Origin of the sequence: Butyrivibrio sp. YAB3001 (assembly GCF_900112195.1) — a bacterium.
Lineage (GTDB): Bacteria > Bacillota > Clostridia > Lachnospirales > Lachnospiraceae > Butyrivibrio.
The window spans coordinates 1-25013 of record NZ_FOKR01000030.1 but is presented as its reverse complement, the minus strand read 5'-3'; the positions used below and the strand labels follow the sequence as shown (position 1 = coordinate 25013).

Sequence of the window (25013 nt, the reverse complement as noted above, 5' to 3'; positions counted from 1 at the left end):
GTAGGGTGAAATGACCAATCCACAGTATCTTAAACAGCATAGTCGAACCTATAGAAAAGGTAAAGAAAGACTATGTATATACTAATAGTAGGGTGATGAAATGATTTTCTATGGCTAACCGCGTTAAGAGCGTGCAAAATTCAAAAAATGTTTGTTTTCGTCTGTGCGGTGATTTTCTAAGATTCAAAAAATGAGAGAGGTCTCCTTTCAGAGAAGTCGACCTCCCTCATTTTTTATTTCACTCACATTATTCATTCGTATATGAAATTTGAAAAGCTTGCGCTGCCGCCGGTTTCTTTGGTGCTATAGACAAAGAGTCCAAAACGCGCTCCGGTGAAGTGATCAAGCTTGAATTCAAGTTTGTGGCTTTTGCCGAGCTTTTTCAAGTGGTCGGCGTCAGGGTTGTAGAAAAATGAGACTGTGTCATCGGAGTAAGGAATGAGGCTTGGCTTTTTGCCTGATTCACTCCTTTCCGCCAGCATTTTGTCGGCTGTCTTGTGGTCGAAGCAAACCCCGGCGTGTAGTGTGACTACAGGACAATCTAACTCGATACATTCAACCTCATCAAAAGGCTCATCGTTGTGCCGGGCGCTCCACATATCCGTGTCTTGATTTTCCCGTTTGCCCATAACAAGGAAATATGCTGAATCTCTGCGAGTTACTGCTATGAGACCATAGTTACTTTCAAGCATGCAAAGACCTGCATAATCTCCATCATTGAGGTCACTGGCGTCAATTGTGACACTCACCTCGCATCCGGGGAAAAGAGCTCTCTGAGTCATTGTATTTTTTGCCTGAACCAGATTGTTACTGATTTTGTCTGTGGTGATAGAGACTGCTCCGTTTTTTAAATCTCTTTTTATAAGTGCAAGGTCAGGCTCGTGGTTGAACTGCCAGCAGGGTTTAAAACCAAAACTTGAGGAATCTTTATATTCCGTCTTGAAATCATCGCTTGATACAAGAGGAGTGTATTCATAGCCGGGTTTTAAATCTTCAATTTCAAATTCTTCCGGAATCAATCCGTTATCACCAAAGACAGGGAAAGCTATTTCGCCATCTGTTTTTTCCCAGGTCACAGGTATGAGAATCGGAATTCTTCCAACACTGCCACTATCCTGGAAAAGAATACTGTACCATCTCCCTGATGGAGTATCTACAATTCCGCCTTGGGCAACGCCTGATCTTCTGTAATTTCTGTCATCATCCATGACATCTTTTCCATAGTAGGGACCTTGTGGCTTGTCTGCTACAAAGACAGCCTCTGTCCTTTTTCCGGTGCTTTTGGGCATATGAATGAATAATAGATAGTATTTACCATCAATCTTATAAAAATGGGTTCCTTCATATCCAAGATATACGTCATCGCTATCTGATAATAGAAGTCCGTCTATATCACTTTTTTCTGAATCGCTTAATCTTGTTGGAATCGCGCTGTTTTTCTTTTCTTCCTCGGATTTCTCCACAAGATTTAACTCTTTTATGTAGATATTCTTGTTACCATAGACAATATATATTTTGTCGTCATCATCAAATACGATTGAATTATCGTGATAAAAGCCTTTGAGATTATATTTTTCCCAGGGGCCATTTATATCATTGGACTGATAAATGTAGGTCTTTTGGGTGTCATTGGCTACAAAGCAGACATAATAGATACCATCGTGGTATCGAAGGCTTGCAGCCCACATGCCCTGACCGTAAATATTTTCTTTTCCCTCAAGCTTCTGAGCAGCAGTGCTATCCAGGGTGTCATATACATATGTTGCATGTTCCCAGTTCACCAGGTCGTAGGAACGAAGAATCTCACATCCGGGCATGAAGTACATTGTGGTATTAACCATATAGTAAGTGTCGCCTACTCTTATTACGTCAGGATCGGGATAATCGAGTCTGGTAATGGGATTGATGTTGTCTAGCAGAACTGTAATGCTCTCGCTCTTTTTGTGATGAATTCTGGTTAGCAATAGTGGAGCAGTAATGGCTGTGACAATCGCTATCATAGCTATTATTAGCTTAATAAGGTTATGATATGAAATCTTTTTCATAAGTAATGCTCCTTACATGCTGTTGTTAAAAAACGTGCATCTTTCATCACATTATAATGTAGAGGCTTTTGTGGCCGCCTATAACCAATTGCTGAATTTTTCCCTTTTTTTGCTATAAGCAATTGGTGGTAAAAGGCAGAGTTCTTGGGTATAATTAAAATGGGGATGAATTGAAAGATGCAGTAATACATGGAGGTATGGTATGAAAAAAAGAAACAAAATAGGTTTTATCCGTGTTTTCACGGTTTTTTTTAGTGCACTTATGCTGTTCGAAAGCACCGGATGTGGGGCTAAGGAGGCAGCGCAGGCAGAAGTCGTAAATGAGCCTGAAAATGAGGTTATAGAAAAAGAGCAGGAAGGTCAGGCAGAACAGAGCAAGGAAACGAATACGACTGGAAATTCCAAGGAAGAAGCTGATTCTAAAAATGCCCAAAAGGAATATGTCTGGGATTTTGATGCTCTTGTAAATGATGAATACAAAGAGACGCTAAAAGAAAAGGCAGAAAGTACCGGATATGATTCTTTTTTCTATAGTTGGGAGAATAATCTTACGATAGCGGAGAGAGTAACGGATATTCTAAGTAATACGGATTTGTCCACTCTTTCAGAGGATAGTGATCTGGACAAGACGATTTATGTTTATCGCCAGCTAAAGGACGATGATTGGCGCGAAAATAACGCGAGCGCTGCGATTAAAGAAGTGATAGATCCTGTGGAAAAGGTCAGGAGTTTAGATGACCTGTATGCTCTTTTTAGTGATAAATATTATGAAAAGTTTAACCGTGGCTTATCCCGTTATGTCTATTATAATCAGGGCTGCAGCCTGAATTATATAAATCCGCAGATGATACTGGGTAAAAAGGAACTGACAGAGGATCAGGTTGTCGTTCTTAAGGATTATCTCGTGAGACTTGGTTATTCTGAGAATCGCGCAGCTGAGATTATGGATAATGCCCTGGAAATTGATAAACAAATAGAGGATTATCAGAATTCAATTCCCAAGGATTCATATATGGGCTATCTTTCCAAAAAGCGATTTGAAGAGGAAAATGTAAAGTTCCCGCTTTTTGATATTTTGCAGAAAATTGGCGCGCTTGGAAATTGGGAAGAGGTCTATACCAATTATGAATTCTGCAAATTTGCTGATGATTATTACAATGAGAAAAATGCACTTAAGATAAGAGACCATGTTATTGCATCAATGGCCCTGAATTTATCGGGATTTGACAGTGATGAAGTGCATTCTTTATTTTATGATGCGTTTTCAGAGGGACAGGGCACAATTTATAAGGATGCGTTCGCATTGGATATGGTGGATGTGGCTACAGATACGCTGATAAAAGAGTATAATGCCAGGTATCTTGATGATGCTTATCTTGAAAAAGCAAATGAAATGCTCGAAGAAATAAAGATATCAATGAGGGATATCATAGCTGATTCTGAGTGGCTTACATCTTATGGAAAAGAGTGCGCAAGAAGAAAAATCCTTCACCTTAATACATATATTTGCGAGAACAGCAGCTGCGACGACTTTTCAGAAGTTGTTCTTACAGACAATCCACTGCAGAACATGATCGCGCTGCAAAATAGCCGGTCAGATTTCCTTAACAGTCAGCTGTTACTTGAAGATGAAAATATGAAGCTGTATGGTTACACGATATTGGAGATGAATGCTTCATATCAAAAAGCATTAAATGGCATTGTGATTGGATGTGGATATTTTGATCATGGGCTTACGGGCGATGACTATTCCTACGAGGAGAAGCTTGCATATCTTGGACACACTTTTGCCCATGAAATAGCACATGCCTATGACCGCGAGGGAATACAGTTTGATAAAGATGGTTATTATGAGCCCTGGTTAACAGAAGAAGAAGGTAAAGCTTTCCTTGAGAGAGTGGGCAAGATAAAAGAGTTTTTTGATGGCATGGAGATAGCAGATGGCATAACATTAAACGGAGAAGTTGTGTGCAATGAGACATTTGCAGATCTTATGGGCATGGAATGTTGTTTGAGAATTCTTGAGAATAAAGAAAATCCGGATTATGATCTTTTCTTTAGGACATATGCCAGATATAATGCCTGCTACTATAACGAGAAGGGACTTAAAGAGGACGCAGAAGAGAGGCATTTGCCAAGAAAAGAAAGAATAAACTACGTTTTGGGCCAGTTTGAAAAGTTCTACGAGACATATGATGTTGATTCAAAGAGCCCATATTTTGTTCCTGAGGATAAACGTTTACCGGTGTTTTAATCTATAGATTTTCAGCCGTAGCATATGAAATGTGAGTTAGACAGTACACTGGTACAGCAGTGAGTTTTAGTGCGTAAAGAGGTATTTGGTTATGCAAATAGACAGAGAAGCAGCATATTTAGAAGAGCTTAAGTCAGTTGATGGGATTTCGGTGTCTGAGGGGCTGTATTATTGTGGAAATCAGAAGGCATTGCTTAAGTTTCTTACAACTTTTTACAAAAATATAGACGGCAAAGCGCAGGAAATTCAGGAAGCATATGAGAAAGAAGATATAGGCTTTTTTACTATAAAAGTTCATGCTTTAAAAAGTACAGCCAGAATGATCGGCGCAAGTAAGCTGACGGATCTCGCACTAAGACTTGAAGAGGCGGGACATGCGGATGATTTGGATTTTATCAGGAATAATACTGATGAGCTTTTAGAACTGTACAAGAGCTACAAGGAAAGACTTGCTTTTCTTGATGAAGTAAAGCAGATTCCTGTAGAGCCTGCACCCAAAGATAGTTCAGATAAAAAGGTGATACTTGTAATCGATGATGATGCCAGCTACCTTACAATAGTCAGAGAATGGCTAAATGATGATTACAGGCTTTTCATGTCAAGTTCAGGACTTAGGGGGATTAAGTGGCTTGAGAATAATAAGCCCGATCTTATTCTTCTTGACTACGAGATGCCTGATACCAGTGGTGAGGATATACTTAAGATGCTCCGTGATAATCCTGCAACCAAAAGGCTTCCTGTGTTTATTCTTTCAGGAAAAGATGATATTGAGAGCAGGGATAGAATCCTGACACTTGATATTCAGGGATTTATCCATAAGGCCAGTGGAAGAGACAATATAGTCGGAGTGATAAATGAGTTTTTCGAGGAATAATAAATATAAGGGTATTTGACAACAAAGAGCCGTAGGATGGCGAAACCACCTACGACTCTTTTATTCTAGAATCAACTAAATCCCAGTCAAATTTGTGAATAGCTTTTTCAATGCTGTCAAAAAGTTCTTTATCGGCTTTAGTTAAGTTATATTCTTTTACCTGGCTGATTATCTTAAGTGCTCCATCATAGTTCATTTGCTGGGACATATCAAGCAGGTCATTCAGTGCGGCGTCTCTTATCGTTGGAGTGATATCAGCTGCAGGAGGCTTCATGTTACTGAAAGGATCGTAGTTTTTAAGCCTTTTCAGCTTTTCTTTAAATGCGCGGTACTCATTTATCAGCTTGTCCTTATTTTCAAGGATAAAATCAACATCATTTTTGTTTCCGGCATCTTCAATTGCCTGTGCAAGTTCAGCAAGCTGCATGGCGCCGATGATTCTGGCAGAGCTCTTTAAGGAGTGGACTTTTATTGTGTAAAGCCTAATATCGCCATCCGCAAAGGCTTTGGTGATGATGGCGGAGTTGTCATCAATCGTATCAAGAAAGAGCTTTAGCGATGACAGGAATAATTCAACATTTCCGCTCATCCTTACACCTGATTCAACATCTATTTCCTTAATGTCATATATCCATTGCATGTCATCAGGTATCTTTGTGGCACCGATGAGAGCAGGAATAAACACTATTTCATGCACCAGATTTTTAGGAAGAACATTAAAAAGAAGCTCTTCAAGGGTGCTTGAATTTACAGGCTTTTTAAGATATCCATTAAAGCCCTTGGAAAGGTAGTAATTGTCGCCATCACTGATGTAGTTTGCTGTAAGGGCTATTACCGGAAGAGTAGGGTACTGCTCCCTGATTTTCTGTAAAGTTTCAATACCATCCATTTGAGGCATCTTATGATCTAATAATATAGCGTCAAAAGAATTCTTTTTTAGGATTTCAAGGCACTCAGCACCTGAAAGAGCGGTGAAAATCTGCACCTGAGTGTTCTTAAGAAGTCCCTTCATAAGAGTAAGGTTAATAGGAGTGTCGTCCACAATAAGCAGTTTCGCTTCCGGAGCTGTGAATTTTGGAATATATAGCCCAAGAGGCGAATCAGTGCTGCGATCCTTGAAAACACCAAGAGGAGTGGAATCGACTATTTTTTGACTTACTGTAAAGGTGAAAGTAGAGCCCTTTCCATAATCACTTTCACAGCTGAGTTTACCGTTTAAAATTTCAGCAAAATGCCTTGAGATATCAAGCCCAAGTCCGGTTCCCTGGATATTGACGTTTTTCTGCTCATCGAGTCTTTCGAAGGCCACAAAAAGCTTATCTATATCTTCGGGCTTTATTCCGATACCGGTGTCCTTTACGGAAAAACATAAATTACACATATCATTTGTTATTGAAAGAGCACGCACAGTCAGCGTGAATCCGCCTTCCTGGGTGTACTTGACAGCGTTAGTAAGGAGATTTAAGACAATCTGTTTAATCTTTCCCATGTCGCCATAAAGTCTTTGAGGAATCTTTTCATCAATATCCAGATTGAAATAGAGATTTTTTTCATTGCTCCTTATCTTGATCATGGTGACAAAGCCCTGAAGAAGTGAATTTACATCGTATTCCTGCTCTGTAAGGTGCATTTTGCCGGATTCAATCTTTGATATATCAAGAATGTCATTAATAAGTGAAAGCAGGGATTCAGAGGCAAATCTTATATCAAGAGCATAATTGATTATCGAGATGAAATAAGGCTTGGGAACACCTGTTGGATTCTCGCGCATTATCATCTCGTTCATTCCGATTATAGTGTTAATTGGAGTTCGAATTTCATGAGACATGTTGGCCAAAAATCGTGACTTGGCGCTATTTGCCTTTTCTGCGGCGACTTTGGCCTCCTGCAGTCTGTTCATGTTTATTATCTCGAACACGTATAAGAGAATGCACATTCCTACGAGAGTTATATTAGCAAGGGAAAGACCATACATAAAAAGCTGAGCTACAGTTGCAAGATATGGAAGCACACTAAAAAGAAGGAGAAGAATTGAAGATTTTTTTAGTACCTTCCTATATTTGATGACTGTGGAAATCTGAAGCGTTCCAATTGCAAGAGGAAAGCAGAACCAGACCCAGGCGCCCTCATTTCTGACGTATCTGTTATACTCGTCAAAATAGTAGAAAATGTGGGAAAAAATGTTGTATATGAGAATTATTATTCCAAATAAAAACAGAAATTCGCACACTATAAGAGTGCTTGGCACTTGTTTTGCCTTAAACTGGTTTTTTACAAGGTCAATCAAATAAATATTGAATTCATGAACAATGAAAAGAGACATGAAATAAACAAGGAAATTAGAGATGCGAACCATCCAGTAACCGCAAGTACTTGTATTTCCGCGGTAAGTATATGCGAGACAATCAGATAAAAGAAGAAGGGTCGCAGAAAGCTCCATCCAAACAAGAGAGTGCTTGCGCATACTGTTGAGAGTCTTTGTGGAAAGAGCCAAAATAACCAGTACTCCGCAGCTTCCAGCCAGAAATATCATTAAATCAAGTTGAAATTGTTTCAATAAATCTACCATTTGGTACGAGAAATTCCTTCCAATTGTTTTGAAAATTGATCTGTTCTGGTCGAGTTAATTAATAGTTCCTATATGATTGTAACATAAAAATGTACCAATCGGAGAGGAAGAGAATTATCATTTTTTCTGCGACAGTCTTCTAATAATGTTATAATAATTAAACACTCATAAGGAAGGAGAAGTCTGCGGAAAAGATGGATAAGGAAATTTTTAATAATGAACAGGAACATTTGACAAGGACGTACAACAAGCTCCTGGAAATGAAAAAAGAGCTTGAAGAACAGATTTCTGCTTTGGATGAAAAAGCGTTAGACGATAAAAATGACATGCGTGATAATATGCGTTTTGACTATGCAGATATCGAGACTACAATGGAAACTCTGGCTGAGCTTGAGGTTTGGAATCGCTATATCGATACCTACAATGTTGAGAGTGATTCTCTTGGAAAACGCTTAAATACAGTTAATAAGCTGCTTCAATCTCCGTATTTTGCCAAGATACAGCTGCAATTTGATCCATCAGAAGAGCCGGAGAGTTACTACATCGGACGAGCAGCCATTTCTGAGAATGGCTATGATCAGATGATAGTTGACTGGAGATCTCCAATTGCTGAAGTATATTATAACCAGGAGATTGGACACACTCACTATACTGTGGAAGATAGAGAAATTCCTGTGGACTTGCAGCTGCGCCGCCAGTTTGATATCAATAAGAATAAGCTTGTTTCTTATTTTGATACGCAGATAGCCATAGAAGACCCGATGCTTCTCATGTCCCTTTCACAGACACATTCTGACAAGATGCAGGCTATTACTGCAACAATTCAAAAAGAGCAAAATACGGTTATCCGTTATCCGGACGTTCCGGTCTTACTGGTAAACGGTATAGCCGGTAGTGGTAAGACTTCAGTACTTCTTCAGCGCATAGCATATCTTTTTTATCAAAAGAGAAAATCACTGCGCCCTGATCAGGTTTGTCTGATGACACTCAATCCGGTATTCCGTGATTACATTGACAATGTGCTTCCGGATATGGGAGAAACGAACCCACTTACTCTTACATGGCCGGAGTTCCTTGAAATGGTCCATGCACCGTTTATCGACAGCGAATTTGATTATACAGATGCGGCGACTCTTAGAACAATACATGAGATTTTACCAACACTTAAGCCTGAGGCAGAAGATTTCATAGATATTATGCAAAAAGGGCAGATGGTTATTTCGAAGAATGAAGTTCTTCCTGTGATCAATAAATATAAACAATTCCCTTATGGAGTAAGACTTATTCAGGTTGTGGCTGACGAGCTTGAGCAGAGGGCTAAGAGTTCTTTAAAAAATTTAGACAGTGATACAGATGATGGGGCAGGAGATACAGCTAAATCAGATTATGCGGAGGATAACCGTATTGAGAATGATTTTGGCGGAGCACTACAGACCATAAGACGTTGTAATTTTATAAATATAAGGCATCTTGCTCAGCGAATACTTGGAGATTCCAATATAACAACGGCTCAGTGGATGTATTTAAAAATGGAATTGACCGGTGAATGTGACCGTAACATGCGTTATGTTATGATCGATGAAGTTCAGGATTATACTATGGCGCAGATACTTGTGTTTAAGAAATTCTTCCCCAATGCAAGGTTTATGCTGCTTGGAGATGAATATCAGGCAATCCGCGAGGGGACAATATCTTTTGCTGAAATAGAAGAGATGTCAAAAGCGGATAACAAGCAGTTTGTGATGCTGCCTCTTATGACAAGTTATCGAAGCTCGCCTGAGATTACCGATATGTTTTCTAAGGTTTTGCCAAAGGAAAAACAGCTTCTTGTTTCATCGGTAAAACGTCCGGGCGAGAAAGTATTGGTGAAGACCTGCGGTTCAGATGCTGAATACTACTCAGAACTCAAGGATTTAATAAAGTCTTTTTCTGAAAAAGACGGCCTGACTGCGATTATATGCAAGAATCAGTTCAATCTGGAAAAAATAGTTGCAGCTCTTGGTGATAAAGCACCTCAGGTCATAACAGGCCATGATGCACTTCCTAAAAATGGAGCATTTTTAATAGAACTTACTCTGGTTAAGGGTCTGGAATTTGATAATGTCATCCTTGCAGATGCGGATTCTGAATCTTATCCTGATGATGAGCTGGGACGCCATTGCCTTTATACTGCAATGTCACGTGCTACAAGAAGTCTTGCCATCCTTGCAGAGGGAACACTTTCAGCCGGAGTTCAGGAATAGAATAATAAATGCTGAGATTACGTCCGAAAGATGCCTATACAGGCATCTTTCGGACTTTTTGTGTTTACAATAAAGTATGACTTCTTAGATGAAATTACAGAAATCCGCACTAGCTGCGGATTTCGTGAGAACATGATACGAGAAGCAAATAGGCCCTTCGACGAAGTCGACTTTTAATGGCCTATTTGCGGCATTCTTGAATCTCTGATTCAAGAATGTATAAAAATAATATAAATACTCTCTCAAATTAATGCTATTACGTCAAAAACAATGCTAATATTTATTTATAATGTTATAGGTGGGTCTTTTTGTCTAATAAAGGAATTAAAGATTATTAAGAGCTATGGTTGAGATGGAAAAACTGGTTTTTGAACCGGTAAGCATTGATAAACTGAATAGATTGTACCCGTTTACATCTTTATACGGAGAGGGATCATGCCAGCATTCTGCTGTGAGCATGTATTCTTTTTATGACAAATACGGGGATGAAGTGTGCATTGACGGAGATTTCCTGTATGTGCTAAGGCGAAATCTTTGTGACGAGAAGTACAGGATATATCTGGCACCATTTGGGGCAGGAAGTCTTGATAAAGCTTATGAAAGAATACTGTCAGATGCGCATAATCATGGAAAAAAAGCCGGCTTTGTGACTTTGACGAAAAAACATAAGGATTTTTTAGAGAAAAACTATCCCGGGTGTTTTGTGATAGAAGAAGACCGGAATATGGCAGAGTATGTCTACAGTGAAAACAACATGGCGGAATTTCCGGGGAAATATTATGAAAGAAGACGTACTGAAATAAGATCTTACTGGCGGGACTATGGGGCAGTGACCAAAGTTAACCCGATGACTGGAAATGATTTAGATGAAGTTAGCAGCTTTGCAGAGGAATGGCTAAGAAGTAATGTCACGGCTGATAATGAAGTTGTGCTTATTACTGAGAAGCGCTGTATTCAGAGGCAGCTTGATTCATTCGATGAGCTTGGGCTTTCCGGGACAGTAATCCGCATTGATGGAGTTATAAAGGCGTTCTGCTATGGGACAGCTTTAAACGATGATTATTACGATGTTCTGATTGAGAAGGGCAGTAGAAAATATCCGGGGATATACAGAGTGCTCAGACAGGAGTCAACTAAATTAAATGCCAGCAGTTTTTTATTTATAAATTTTGAAGAGGATGTTGGAGACATGGGACTTCGAGAAATCAAGGAGTCCTATGGACCTGTATTCATGATTGAAAAATATAGGGTGAAAGAGAAATGATAAAGAGCAAGAAAAACTTGTCAGTTTTAGGACTCATTTTAATTACATTTCTGGCATCCATTCAATATGTTTTTCTGCGTAATGTGCCGGAAGAGTTCTCAACGTTTGCTTTTGTTGCAATAACAAATACTATTGGTCTTGTTCTTCTTTTTGCTGTAAGGACAAAACAAATCATAAAACTGCAAAGAAAGACACTTCTAAAGGGCGCATTCTTTGCTGTGCTTCTTACGGGCTTTAATGTCTTTACTCTGCTGGGCTCAAGAGCTATGGATTCAGTTGTAGTATCGAGCGTAGTTAGTCTCTACTTTGTATTTATTACACCAATCCTGCTTATACTTAGAAAGAAAATCAACTTTTTCTCAGGAGTAGTTAATGTACTGGCAGTTATATCTTTGATACTAATATTTGGAGCCCATATTGATGATATCAGTTCACTATCGAATATAGTGTATCTGATAATTGCTGATATCTGTTTTGCGGCTTATGTAGTAAGCGTGTCAATCTTCGGTGAAGATGAAGAAAGCGCATCTCTTACATTTGCGCAAATGTGTTTTTCTGTCCTTTTTTCTCTGATACTTTGGATAATAGAAACGGCGATAGGAAAGACAACTTTTGAAATACCAATGTCATTGCGTTTTTGGGTAAGCGCAATTTTCATTGGTATATTTATTCGTGCAGTCTATGGGCTTGTACAGATTTCATGTCAAAAACATGTTTCGGCTATTTATGCATCGCTGATTTTTTCGACGGAAATAATCATGACGATGATGATGGATCCTATAATGTGCAAGCTTCTTAAGATTGAGTATACACCGGTAACTGTTTTTCAGATTATAGGCGGATTTCTCCTGATAATAGCTACGCTTCTTATGGATGAAAACATCATTACAAAGCTTGGTTATGACAGAATGGACCAACCATCAATTTCGAAAAAGATTGTTTTGAAGATAATATCATTTTCCGTAGGCCCATTGATACTATCTGCTTTGATCAGTTTTATAGCTATTTCCAGCATAAGCGGAGTTGCAATAAAAAAATCAAACAAGCTTGGGAAGGAAGCATCAGGCATAAGTTATGAGGCAATGATAGCCGAACTTGAGGACAGTACACAAAGACAGGCCCATGATAAAGCTAAACTTGCTGAGGACAAATTACTTGGATATTCCCGTTCCATTAAACTTGCTGCAAGCTATGCATCTTCACTATATGCATTTCCAAATGATTATCCAAAGAGACATGTCGATTTTGCACAGGAAAAAAATGCCGGAAAATGGGCAATGCAGCTCTTATTGGAGAATAATAAATTAAACATTTCATATAAAAAATCGGAGATAGAGCTTCTTGGAAATATGGAGGATATCTTTTTGCCGATTGTACGTAATACACCAGATGTTCAGACAGTTTATATCGGAACTGAGGGCGGCATCATGATCAGTTACGATAGGGATTCGCAATTGGCGCTTGGTGAGGAAAATCACTATTACGGTTACAAAAATGCAAAATGGTATACCCTGGGAAAAGAAAGTAAATCTTGTGTTTTTACTGATACCTATTGGGATAGTTATGGCAGAGGACTTACGATTACCTGCGTTTCACCTTTTTATGTTGAGGGACAGTTTGCAGGATGCGTTGCTATGGATATTCTGATGAATAATCTGAATGCATCAATGGTCAGCGATGGAATTGTGATTCCAAGGGTAGCCACATTGCTGGATGATTCAGGTGATGTTATAGCAAGTGGCGATATTGACCCTGACGCTGAGGTTACTTTTAATATTTTTGATCAGGATAGTGATCACTATCTGAAAGAAATTGGTCATGAAATAATTGAAAATGATGAAGGTATTATAAAGACAGGAGAAGGGAAGGATGCGTTATATGTGGCCTATGCATCGATAGAATCCACAGGCTGGAAAATGTGCATAAAGAGCCCGGTTTCAACGGTTATAGAACCTGCAAATGAGATAACGAGTAGGATAGATAAAAACACTGAGGATGTGGTTGCATCAGTTTCTGAAGGAATGATGCAGGTTGCGCAGAGCAGTCTGGTATTGATGGCTGCGATATTGGTCTTAGTTATTGTTTTTATTGGAAGATCATCCAAAAAAATAACGGATCCATTAAAACAATTGGAAGTTGATGTCCGGAGTATAAGCGATGGAAATCTTGATATACGCACTAAAGTAAATACGGACGATGAGATTGGGATTCTCGCGCATTCTTTTAACAATATGACCGATTCACTTCAGAAGTATATAGCTGATCTGACAGAAGTAACAGCGAGAGAACAGCGTATAGCCAGCGAGCTTAATGTTGCGACCAATATACAGGAAAGCATGCTTCCCAGGGACTTTGATGAGTTTTGCAGCGCTCATAACGAATTTGAGTTATTTGCATCAATGACACCTGCAAAAGAGGTCGGTGGAGATTTTTATGATTTCTTTATGGTGGATGAAGATCATTTAGCCATTGTGATTGCTGATGTTTCAGGAAAAGGTGTTCCGGCAGCTCTTTTCATGGTAAGGGCGATGACAATGATAAGGAACAGAGCTTTGATGGGAGGATCTCCGGGCGAAGTGCTGACAGATGCGAATAAGCAACTTTTTGAAGGCAATGAGGGCAGTCTTTTTGTTACTGTATGGATGGCGATAATTGAGATTTCAACCGGAAAAGGGATTGCTGCTAATGCAGGCCATGAATATCCTGCAATGCGCAGAAAAGATGAGAACTATGACCTTATCAAGTATAAACATTCTCCTGCAATAGCGATAATAGGCGGGATAAAGGTTAAAGAACATGAATTTGAGATTCATCCGGGGGATACACTTTTTGTATATACAGACGGTGTGCCGGAAGCTACGAATAAGGATGATGAATTGTTTGGGAAGGAACGTCTTGTTAAGGCACTTAACAGAGAAAAAGAAGCGCTGCCAAGGAAAATCCTTGCGAATGTAAAAGAAGATATAGATGTTTTTGTGGATCAGGCGCCGCAATTCGATGATCTGACAATGCTTGCGCTGCTCTGGCGGGGAAAGGAGTAAAGATGGACATCACATTTAATATTTCGCTATCTAGTTATCGGACTTTCTTAATTAAGTACATCATGATTTCAATTGGATATTGGGGGATTTTTAAAAAGTGTGGAGTTGCGAGGAAATGGGCTTTTATACCGGTTGCCAGAGAATATCACATCAGTCTGTGTGCAGATAAAGAAAAAGAAGGTCGCGTTTATACTGTGCTTTCAATTTTCTATTACATACTAGAAATTGCAACATATTTCTTACAGCAATTTCCAAGGGTATACCTTTTTATGCTGATACCGATCTTGGGATTGTTTGTTGCACTTGTGATATACAGTGTAAAGATTTATTTCGGACTTGTTAAAGTGTTTAACAGAAAGAAACGCTGGGTTTGGGGCTTTTTCTTTTTCGAAGGTTTTATGGCAATAATCTGGGGATTTGTAGGGAGCTTTCAGCCGACAAAGAAGGTTGAAAACCTTAAAATGGCAGAAGGTGCAAAGGAATTGGGGCGAGATCTGTCAGTTATTGATGAAGGTCTTACTGTCAATATCAGACAGCGCACTGTTTTCGATTTTTATAAAAAGAAAAATCTGCTAAAGGATATACATATGCGTATTCCAAAAGGACATATGGTGCTTCTGCTTGGCGGGTCAGGCGCAGGAAAGACCACATATCTCAATGCACTTACAGGTTATGAAAAAGCTGATGCCAATATCATGCTTGATAAAAACGATGTATATAAAGATTATGCCAAAATGAAATATGACATTGGATTTGTGCCACAGCAGGATCTCATGAGGGGCAATGATACTGTTGCCATGACACTTTCCGATGCTGCCCTTTTAAGACTTCCTAAAGAAATGTCTGTTATGGAGAGGGAAAACCGCATTGCAAGCATGCTTGATCAATTTGGACTTATGGCGGTAAAGAACAGTCTTGTAGACAAACTATCCGGTGGACAGAGAAAGAGGCTTTCGATTGCCATGGAATTTATCACGGATCCGGATCTTTTTATCCTGGATGAGCCTGATTCCGGCCTTGATGGCGTAGTTGCAAGGAAATTGTTCGTAAAACTCAGAGAAATAGCAGATGAAGGAAAGATTGTAATAGTTATCACTCATACGCCGGACAGAGTCATCGATCTTTTTGATGATGTTATAGTTCTGGCAAAAGACGCTACGAGAACCGGTAGACTTGCTTATTATGGCTCTGTAAAAGAATCCTATGAGTTCTTTGGGAAGACATCTATGGAAGAAATTCTTTTGTCCATCAATCAAAAAGATGAGGGCGGCGAAGGCAGAGCCGATGAATTTGTTGAAAAGTATGCAGACATCATGAAGGAAAGAGTGGGGTGACGGTTATGGAAGCATATGAAGTAAAACACAGAGGGCGCATAGCCCAGACATTTATATATCTGGGTAAGCTTTTTAGACTATTTCTTTTCCAAAGTGACTGGAAAGTTCTTCCCATGTCTGCTGTTATCGCAGGTCTTGTGGCTTTTGCGGTCGGCGGAAATCTGTACAAGACAATGGAAGGAACTTTGATGGGAACCTTTGCACTTTCGTGCATTTGCGTATGGAACGGTTTCTTTAATTCTATTCAGATGATATGCAGAGAAAGAGCTATTGTAAAGCGCGAGCACAGGGCGGGACTACACATCACAGCTTATGTAGCCTCACATATGATATATCAGGCGATTTTATGTGCACTTCAGGTAATAATTACTATTGTAGTCTGCACAATTATGGGGGTTACGTTACCACAAAAATCTCTTGTGACACCATGGCCGCTGGTTGATCTGGGTATTACGCTTTTCTTTATTACATATTGTGCGGATATGCTGGCGCTTTTAGTGTCGGCATTTGCAAGAACAACTACAACAGCAATGACTATTATGCCGTTCTTGCTTATTGTTCAGCTTCTTTTCTCTGGGGCGTTCTTCAGCCTTCCAAAGGAAGCTATGCCTTTATCTAATCTTACGACTACAAAATGGGGACTTACAGCGTTATGCGCCCAGGGGGATTACAATTCACTGCCAATGGTAAGCGTATGGAATAATGCACTAAAACTTAAAAATGTTGAAATAGATGGTGGGAAACCGCTTTTGATGATGTTTCAGTACATTGAAGAGAATGATATGAGAGAGGACATTCTTATGTTCAGCGCACAGCAGAATCAAAAGCCTGAGTACGATTTTTCCATAGATATTGTAATAAGATGCTGGCTATGGCTGTTTATGTGGACCTGCGTCTATATAATCGTTACAGTGATACTATTGGAATTTATAGATAGGGATAAGCGTTAAAAAATTAAACTATCAGTATGATATAATAAATCCAAACGATTTTGAGGGGATGTGTCTATGAAAAGAAAAATCATGAAGATAATGTTACTTGTTTCTTCATTACTTTTGATATTGTTTGGAATTATTACTTTGCATATGTTTACAAGAGTTAAAAAAATTCTTTTAAACAATGCGGAAAAATCCGGAAAGCAGGTAGAAGAGTATTCCGACCTTGCCATGCGTGACCAGGTGATGGAACGACTCAGCGCTACTACCATAGGATGCGCATATGTTGTGAATGAAACCCTGGAAAATTTTGCGGGGACAATATCTATCATTGCTGATTCTGCTACTGATATATACACTAATCCGGACAGATATGGCGGAGCCAAAGTTGATATTCCGAAGGTATCTGACATCGGGATAAGCATGGGACAGTTTGTTTATGCAGAGGATGTGGACCCTGACGATGAGAGCATCAGGAAAGAACTTTCGATGATAGGAACACTTCAGGGTAATCTTCTTGCCATGTATAGTCAGTATCCTGAGCTTGGCGCGTCCTATATTGGAACAGAGACAGGAATTATGCTCCTTGCGGGGCCGGTTCTTACTGAAAGATGGGATGAAAACGGTAATTACAGCTATATGGATCCCAGGAAAAGACCTTGGTACGAGGCTGCAAAGGAAGCGGGAACAGTCAAATTTTCAGGAATAAAAGAGGACTATGATACAGGAAAGCCTGCAATAATGTGCGGAGCTCCGGTTTATAAAGGAGATAAGATGGTAGCTGTTGCAGGTGCCGGTGTTTATCTTGAAGGCATAGAAAATCTGATGATGAATGCCCGAATCAGTGATGAAGGTAATTCCTGCATTATAGATGAGACAGGTCGAATTATCTTTTCATCGCAAGATCAGGGTGAACTAAAAACGGATACCATGCTTGGCGAACAGGGGAGCAATAGCTTGCTTGCAGACCTTGCCAGGAAAGCTAAGAACGGCGAGAACGGGATTGAACTTCTTGAGGTGGATGGCGAGAGCTGTTATATGGCTTTTTATCCGATAGATATTGTGGGATGGTCACTTATTTCGGTTATTCCAGAAAAAGTGGTCATTGAGCCGACACTGGAGCTTTTAAACTCTCTTGATGAAAGCAGAAAAGAAGAGCTTTCTGCCGTACAGAGCGTTATCGGTTCAGCACTGGTGACAATCGCAGCTTTTATTGTTTCTATCGGTATTGTGGTAATTGTTGTAATTGGCGTTGCCAGCAAACGTCTGGTAGAACCAATAGAACTTTTGACAAAAAAAGTTGAAAAACTTGAAGGTGATCAGCTGGAATTTGAGTGGAATATAAATACAAGGGACGAAGTTCAAAAGCTGGCTTCCTCTTTTGGCACGATGACTGACAGAATGAAGAAGTACATCACAGATATTCAGGCAGTCACGGCTGAAAAAGAGAGGATTGGAGTTGAACTTGGACTTGCAACAAGGATTCAGGCAGGCATGCTGCCAAGCGAATTTCCGCCATTTCCTGACAGAAATGAATTCGACATCTATGCTGCTATGGATCCGGCAAGGGAAGTTGGAGGAGATTTTTACGACTTCTTCCTTATTGATGAAGATCATTTGGGACTAGTAATCGCTGATGTTTCAGGAAAAGGAATACCTGCGGCTCTTTATATGATGATTGCCAAGGTGATTCTTCAAAGCTGCGCAATGCTTGGTAAATCGGCGGCAGAGGTTCTTCAAAAAACTAATGATGCGCTTACCTCAAAGAATACTATGGATATGTTTGTTACAGTCTGGTTTGGTATTCTTGAAATCTCATCAGGTAAGCTTACCTGTGCCAATGCAGGCCATGAATATCCTGCTATTAAGCGTGCAAATGGCGAGTTTGAGCTTTACAAGGATAAGCATGGATTTGTTATTGGAGGAATGGAGGGCGTCAGGTACAAAGAGTACCTGCTGGAGCTTGAGCATGGTGATAAGTTATTCCTTTATACAGACGGCGTTCCTGAAGCAACAGACAAGGATAACAAGATGTACGGAACAGAGCGCATGATAGTTGCTTTAAATAAAGCTGCAGGCGAATCACCGCAGCAGATATTGAAACTGGTGCGGGATGATATAAATAAGTTTGTTGGAGATGCTGAGCAGTTTGATGATCTGACCATGATGTGTATTGAATATAAGTGAGGTACTGATCTTGGAAAAATACAGATATAGCGATGCTGAACGTGAATTTATGGAAAATAGTACGGTTCCCTTTGGAATTTATCAGTTTATCAACAAGCGTGTGACTACCATACTTCTTTCGAAGGGCTTTTTAAATCTCTTTGGTCATACTGATATGAGCAAAAAAGAAATTTATGCTTTGATGGATACCAATATGTACCGCTATGCTCATCCTGACGATGTTGCTTCCCTTGGAGATGCTGCCTATCGATTTGCCACAGAGGATGTGCCATATGATGTTATCTATAGAATCGATAGGGATGGTGAATATAGGATAATCCATTCCTATGGAAGGCACATATACAAGGAAAATGGCGTGAGGCTTGCCTTCATCTGGTATACCGATCAGGGCGTTTATGTGGAGGATGGGAAGAATGAAAAAGACGGCGTATTAAATGCGCTAAAAAAACAGCTTGCAGAGCGAAGCTATAATATCAGAGTTGAGCATGATTATCTCACCGGACTTCCATCAATGACCTATTTCTTTGACCTGGCTGAAGCAGGATGCAAAGAAATTCGAAGCAAGGGGAAAATGCCGGCTATTATGTTCATGGATTTTAATGGAATGAAGGTATTTAACCAAAAATATGGTCTTCAGGAGGGCGACAGACTTTTAAAAACTTTTTCTGAGGAAATCATTGATCTGTTTAGCCATGAGAGCTGCAGTAGATTCAGTGCAGATCATTTTTGCGTATATACTGACGAAGCAAATGCCAGAAACGGCGCACTGCATCTGATGGAAGTCAATAACAGATTGGAAGCTGATAAGAGAATGCCGCTCAGAATCGGGATTTATCTCTATGATGATGAAAATATCAGTGTGAGCGGTGCGTGTGACAGGGCAAAGATTGCGTGTGATTCAGGAAGAAACAGCTATTCTGCAACAACGAATTATTTTGATCAGAAAATGATGACTGCCTTGGAAGATAGGCGGTATGTGACAGATAACATTGACAAAGCTATTAAAGAGGAATGGATCAAAACTTACTATCAGCCTATCGTGAGAACTGCTAACGGCAAAGTGTGTCACGAAGAGGCTTTATCAAGATGGATTGATCCGGTTAAAGGATTTTTTAGTCCCGCGACGTTTATTCCTGCGCTGGAAGAGACAAATACAATTTACAAGCTAGATTTATACGTGGTTGACTCTGTACTTAAAAAGATGAAAGAACAGGCAGAGAGCGGGCTTTATGTGGTGCCTGTATCTGTGAACCTGTCAAGGTCTGATTTTTATACCTGCGATATTGTTGAGGAGATACGAAAAAGAGTTGATGATGCGGGAATACCAAGGGAAAGACTGGTCATTGAGATAACTGAAAGTATTGTAGCCAATGACGTCGATTACATGATAAAAGAGATTAAAAGGTTTAAAGAGCTGGGCTTCCCTGTATGGATGGATGATTATGGAAGTGGATATTCTTCGCCTATGATCCTTCAGAATATTCCCTTTGATCTTATCAAGATTGATATGCTTTTTGTAAGACAATTAGGTGAGAGCGAAAAAGCGGGTATCATCTTAACAGAGCTTGTCAGAATGGCTATGTCTCTTGGAATGGATACTGTTGCAGAAGGTGTTGAGACCAAGGAACAGGCGGACTTTTTGAATGATATTGGCTGTACTATGCTTCAGGGATTTTATTTCTGTAAACCGCTTTCTCTTGCCGAGATAATAGAGAGATATAAGCAGGGAATACAGATAGGCTTTGAAAATCCTGAAGAATCCGAGTATTATGCTCTTCTTGGAAAGGTTAATCTTTATAATCTTTCTATTTCAAGCACTGATGATAATCAGTGTACAGATTATTTTGATACCTGGCCGATGGTTATGGTTGAGTGTGCAAACGAGAAATTATCAGTCGTGCGCGCCAATATGACGTTTAAAAAGTATATTAAGGATTATTTCCCGAATGTTTTCGGTAAAACAGAGTTTGATGCATCCAAGCTCATAGATAAGCCGGGAGCATATTCGCTTAGTGCGGTTCTTCAGTGTGCTAAAGATGGGAAAAGAGTCATTATTGATGACAGAACCAGTGATGGGAAAATAATCCAGATTCTTGTCTGGAGAGTTGCGGTCAATCCAATTACTGATGTTGTTGCCGTGATGATAGCAATTCTTTCATCTGCCGAAAAGAAAATCGAATATACTGAAGAAGAGTACTATAAGGCACTTCATAAAATATCAAATGATTTTTCAAAATTGCAGAAAGAGAACGAGAGACTTAAGGAAGAGGCTGATGCAAACAGAAAGATAGCAGAACTTAAAAAATCAGTTTCTGCGCTTCTTACAAATATGCCTGCCATGACATTTTCAAAGGATGTTGTGACAAGAAAATATCTTGCCTGCAATCAGGCCTTTGCTGACTATGCTCATAAGGAGACTCCTGAGGGAGTTGTTGGACTGACGGATTTTGAAATATTTGATCCGGCTACAGCGTATCATTTTATTGAAGACGATAAAAAAGCGCTTGCGATGGACAGACCATACATCTTTTATGAGGATGTGCCTGATGCAGAAGGAAATCCGCGACAATTTCAGACGACAAAGCTCAAATTTACAGATGATACCGGAAGAGAGTGCCTTTTGGGATTGTGCCAGGATGTGACGGATGCAATGCGAATTAAGCGTGAATATGTGCAAAAACTTGCACGGGTTCAGACTATGGCTGAGATAGATGCTCTTACCGGTATTAAGAACAAAAATGCGTACCAGGAAAGAGAAGAACTGATGAATCGTCGTATTCGTGAAAATCGGCAGCCGGAGTTTGCGATAGTGGTCCTTGATGTAAATGATCTTAAAAAGATAAATGACACTTTGGGACATAAGGCGGGAGACAAATGCATATGTGAAGCCTGCGAAATAATCTGCGACACCTTTAAGCGAAGTCCTGTTTTTAGAATAGGCGGAGATGAATTTGTGGTAATATCTCAGGATGAGGACTATGAGCATAGCGAAGAACTTGTGGATATTATTGCAAGGCATAATGAAGATGCAATTTGCAACGGCGGGATAGTAATAGCATGCGGAATGGCTAAATTTGGAGATGAGGAGAACGTTGCCGCTGTGTTTACCAATGCAGATAAAATTATGTATGAGAATAAAAAGTATCTGAAAGAGAGACGAGAAAAGTCTTGACGACTATTTGTAGGACAGCCCCTGATAGACTAAGAATGTAAACAAAAAACATGTTACCATATTTTTGTTCTTGGAGTCGGGGGGCTTTCTATGAAAAAAAGACGCATACTAAATGCAACATCGGCATTGTTTTTATTTGCAATGGGTGAAATGGTTATAGTTTATTTGACTATATTACTAATGGGAACATTTTTGTTAAGATATATGTGAGAAAAACGCTGAGTATATCAGCGTTTTTCTTAGTAAAGAATTGAACGGGGTACTTATTTTTGATAGCAGATCCAAATATACAAACACTTCTGGCGCTTGATATGGCGCTTTTTGTACAACTTATTGGTGTTTCACTTGCAGTGTTGACTGATCCTTACATTACCAAAGCTAATAGGAACAGAGTATATGCAATTGCGGTCATTGTGGCTTTTACAATTATTGAACCGCAGATCACTTCACGGTATGACACCGTTTTGTTCGGAAATGCATTTATTTTTTGGTATACTTTTTTATCTGCATATTCGTACATTCTTCGAACAGTGGTGCTGTTCCTTTTTATAAGACTGACCGGGAGCGAAAAAGGATTAAAAATATTATATTTAATTATAGGCATCAATGCTGTGTTGTGTAATACAGCTTTTTTTGCGCCCTGGGTATTTCATTTCGATCAAGGCGGCCATTGGCATAGAGGTCCGCTTGGCATAGTTCCTTTTATTGTGAGCTTCATACTTCTCTTGTGGATAGTTGTGGGCGCCCTTATGAAATATAGAGGATTAAGGCGCAGAGAGAGCCTTGTTCCTGTTATTATATCCATCATGGTCTCCATTGCAGTAATGATGGACGTTTCACTTGGCTTTAGCCCTGATGTGTCATTTTTGTGCGTTGCTATGACTGAGAGCACAGTATTTTTCTATATATGGCTTCATCTTCAATTTGTGAGGGAGCACGAAAAGGCCCTTGCAGCTGAGCAAAGGATCAAGATAATGATGTCCCAGATACAGCCACACTTTTTATTTAATACACTCTCTACAATCCAGGCGCTTACAGAGATTGATCCGGAGAGAGCATCGAAAGTTATCGAAGAATTTGCTTTATACCTTAGGCAGAATATTAATTCTCTTAATCAGGAATCCCTTATTCCTGTGGTAAAAGAGATTGAGCATACAAAGACCTATTCTGACATTGAACAGGTTCGTTTCCCATCAATCAGAATTGACTACGAGATAGAGGATGATGAGTTTTTGATTCCGCCTCTGACAATACAGCCAATGGTGGAAAATGCTATACGTCATGGGGTAAGAGGTAATAAGCACGGCTGGGTGTCTGTTAGCACTTATCGTGAGGAAAATGAGCATGTGATTGCCATACGCGATAATGGTAAAGGTTTTGATGTTGATAAGATGATCGAGGACACCAAAAAAGGAGATCATATAGGAGTTAAGAATGTCCGGGACAGAATCATAGATATGACAGGTGGCACTTTTTCTATAGAAAGTGTTGTTGGAGAGGGAACATCTATTACTATAAGAATTCCGGGATAAAGGTGATTTTATGAAAGCAATATGTGTTGATGATGAGGAGCTGATTCTTTTAAGGACAGCTTCACTTTTGAAAAAAACAAATAAATTTGATGAAGTAGAGCCTTTTACAGATGTAAGAGAGGCGCTGGGATATCTTGATTCGAGCAAGGTAGACATTGCGCTTCTTGATATAGATATGCCTGAAATGGGCGGGCTTGAACTGGCAGCCAATATGAAACAGAAATGTCCCGGAATCAAGATCATTTTTTTGACAGGATATTCAGAGTATGCTGTGGATGCTTACGCCATGCATGCAACCGGTTATCTGTTAAAACCGGTGAGCTATGAAAAACTTCTTTCCGAAATTGAATATGCGCTTGGGACAGATGCAGGTTCAGAGGGCGCTGGAAGCGCAGAGCCTATAAGCCCAAGAGTAAAGGTAGAGACCTTTGGCTTTTTCAACGTGCTTGTAGATGGAAAACTTGTGACGTTTAAGAGGTCCAAGGCAAAAGAACTTTTGGCGTGTCTCATCGACCGTAGGGGGCAGTTCATATCCCGCAAGGATCTGTTTTATATTTTGTGGGAGGACGATGACTATGACAGGGCAAAGCAGAAGTACTTTGACACTATAATCCGTAGCCTTAAAGATACCCTGGAGGAATACGGTATATCTGATATCTATGAAGCAGAACCGGGAATGATGCGTGTCGTTCCTGAAAAAATTGACTGCGATCTGTACCGCTTTTTGGATAAAGACAAGAGTGTCATCGAGAGTTTCAGGGGAGAGTACATGAACTCCTACTCCTGGGCCAGCGAGACCGAAGGATTCCTTTTTGAACTGAAGAATTGATATTCTGGCGCATGCTGTGGACTTTGTCTATAGTCTGAACAGACCTAGATTAGTGGATTTAGTGTACTGTCTAGCTATATCATTCCATTCAAAATGTTTGCCTGGAATAACCTTATGGATTCAAAAGCCAGGGGTGAGCATGTTAACGCTAAAGATCTGAAGAAACATAAGAATGATGTTTTCCAGATGTTTCAGATAGTACCTGAAGGAGAAAGGGTAGAAGTCACCGGAGAAGTGGCAGATGCTGTTGATCGGTTCCTTGAAGAAATTGTAAAAGAAGATATCATCTTCGTTAATCTTGGCATAAATTCAGATATGCAGACAGAAGTAGCTGCACTTAGGGAAACATATGTAAGAGTATGATTGTTTTTATCATATAGATAATAGATTCCATCAGCATCTATATCATAACTGTCATTTTTCGAGTCAAGCCACGGCTTGTTTTATTTGCAATACTAGTTCAGTGCTTTTATTTCAAGTTGGGATGATTTAAGAGAAAAATATACGAAAAATAAATTGTTGACACTCATGCTGTAACAGTGTTATATTTTTATACGCTGCTGCGGACAAGAAACGCTGCAAATGCAGAACTGGAGTAGATTCTAGACTCCTGTACATTAACAAATTCAAATAAGCAATTCGGAGCGATATCGAAGCGGTCATAACGAGGCGGTCTTGAAAACCGTTTGGCGGCAACGCCACAAGGGTTCGAATCCCTTTCGCTCCGCTTAATT

General features: G+C 39.7%; 14 protein-coding genes and 1 tRNA gene. 13 read left to right on the top strand and 2 right to left on the bottom strand.

The genetic code is table 11. From position 1 onward, the window contains the following. Positions 1-251: 251 nt before the first annotated feature. Positions 252-2045 carry a glycoside hydrolase 43 family protein gene (locus BM086_RS19265; protein ID WP_242952276.1) on the bottom strand — a complete coding sequence of 598 codons (1794 nt, stop codon included), beginning with the start codon at positions 2043-2045 and terminating at the stop codon, positions 252-254. 202 nt (positions 2046-2247) lie between these two features. Between BM086_RS19265 and BM086_RS19260 the strand changes: the two genes are divergently transcribed. Both BM086_RS19260 and BM086_RS19255 read left to right on the top strand, forming a co-directional pair. Next, complete coding sequence (locus tag BM086_RS19260) at positions 2248-4299, top strand: M13-type metalloendopeptidase (protein ID WP_092331635.1); 2052 nt, start codon at positions 2248-2250, stop codon at positions 4297-4299. A 91-nt stretch (positions 4300-4390) separates the two neighbouring features. Beyond that, positions 4391-5173, top strand: a complete 783-nt coding sequence (locus tag BM086_RS19255; protein ID WP_092331631.1) for a response regulator — start codon at positions 4391-4393, stop codon at positions 5171-5173. Positions 5174-5222: 49 nt separating this feature from the next. On the opposite strand, the gene BM086_RS19250 is transcribed toward BM086_RS19255, so the two are convergent. Next, complete coding sequence (locus tag BM086_RS19250; RefSeq protein WP_092331627.1) at positions 5223-7742, bottom strand: ATP-binding protein; 2520 nt, start codon at positions 7740-7742, stop codon at positions 5223-5225. A gap of 194 nt (positions 7743-7936) precedes the next feature. On the opposite strand from BM086_RS19250, the gene BM086_RS19245 reads away from it, so the two are divergent. The 11 genes from BM086_RS19245 to BM086_RS19195 all read left to right on the top strand — a co-directional run bounded on the left by BM086_RS19245 (position 7937) and on the right by BM086_RS19195 (position 25006). Further along, complete coding sequence (locus BM086_RS19245; protein WP_092331623.1) at positions 7937-9985, top strand: HelD family protein; 2049 nt, start codon at positions 7937-7939, stop codon at positions 9983-9985. A 352-nt stretch (positions 9986-10337) separates the two neighbouring features. Beyond that, the gene (locus BM086_RS19240; protein WP_175560392.1) at positions 10338-11249 is read left to right on the top strand and encodes a DUF2156 domain-containing protein; all 912 of its coding nucleotides are present in this window, start codon (positions 10338-10340) and stop codon (positions 11247-11249) included. Then, on the top strand, positions 11246-14290 hold the full coding sequence (locus BM086_RS19235) for a SpoIIE family protein phosphatase (protein ID WP_092331614.1): 3045 nt from the start codon (positions 11246-11248) through the stop codon (positions 14288-14290). Before BM086_RS19240 ends, BM086_RS19235 begins: the two co-directional genes overlap by 4 nt. Before the next feature lie 2 nt (positions 14291-14292). Further along, complete coding sequence (locus BM086_RS19230; protein WP_092331610.1) at positions 14293-15624, top strand: ABC transporter ATP-binding protein; 1332 nt, start codon at positions 14293-14295, stop codon at positions 15622-15624. 5 nt (positions 15625-15629) lie between these two features. Further along, positions 15630-16574 (top strand): ABC transporter permease, encoded by a 945-nt coding sequence (locus tag BM086_RS19225; RefSeq protein ID WP_092331639.1) that lies wholly within the window; start codon positions 15630-15632, stop codon positions 16572-16574. Between the two features lie 57 nt (positions 16575-16631). Further along, positions 16632-18746 carry a SpoIIE family protein phosphatase gene (locus tag BM086_RS19220; protein WP_092331606.1) on the top strand — a complete coding sequence of 705 codons (2115 nt, stop codon included), beginning with the start codon at positions 16632-16634 and terminating at the stop codon, positions 18744-18746. A gap of 10 nt (positions 18747-18756) precedes the next feature. After that, on the top strand, positions 18757-21918 hold the full coding sequence (locus BM086_RS19215) for an EAL domain-containing protein (RefSeq protein ID WP_092331602.1): 3162 nt from the start codon (positions 18757-18759) through the stop codon (positions 21916-21918). Positions 21919-22187: 269 nt separating this feature from the next. Beyond that, the gene (locus BM086_RS19210; RefSeq protein WP_092331598.1) at positions 22188-23450 is read left to right on the top strand and encodes a sensor histidine kinase; all 1263 of its coding nucleotides are present in this window, start codon (positions 22188-22190) and stop codon (positions 23448-23450) included. A gap of 10 nt (positions 23451-23460) precedes the next feature. Next, on the top strand, positions 23461-24279 hold the full coding sequence (locus tag BM086_RS19205) for a response regulator (protein ID WP_092331593.1): 819 nt from the start codon (positions 23461-23463) through the stop codon (positions 24277-24279). A gap of 114 nt (positions 24280-24393) precedes the next feature. After that, positions 24394-24642: a hypothetical protein gene (locus BM086_RS19200; protein WP_092331589.1), complete on the top strand. Its 249-nt coding sequence runs from the start codon at positions 24394-24396 to the stop codon at positions 24640-24642. A gap of 278 nt (positions 24643-24920) precedes the next feature. Then, positions 24921-25006 (top strand) — tRNA-Ser (locus BM086_RS19195). Positions 25007-25013: the final 7 nt, after the last annotated feature.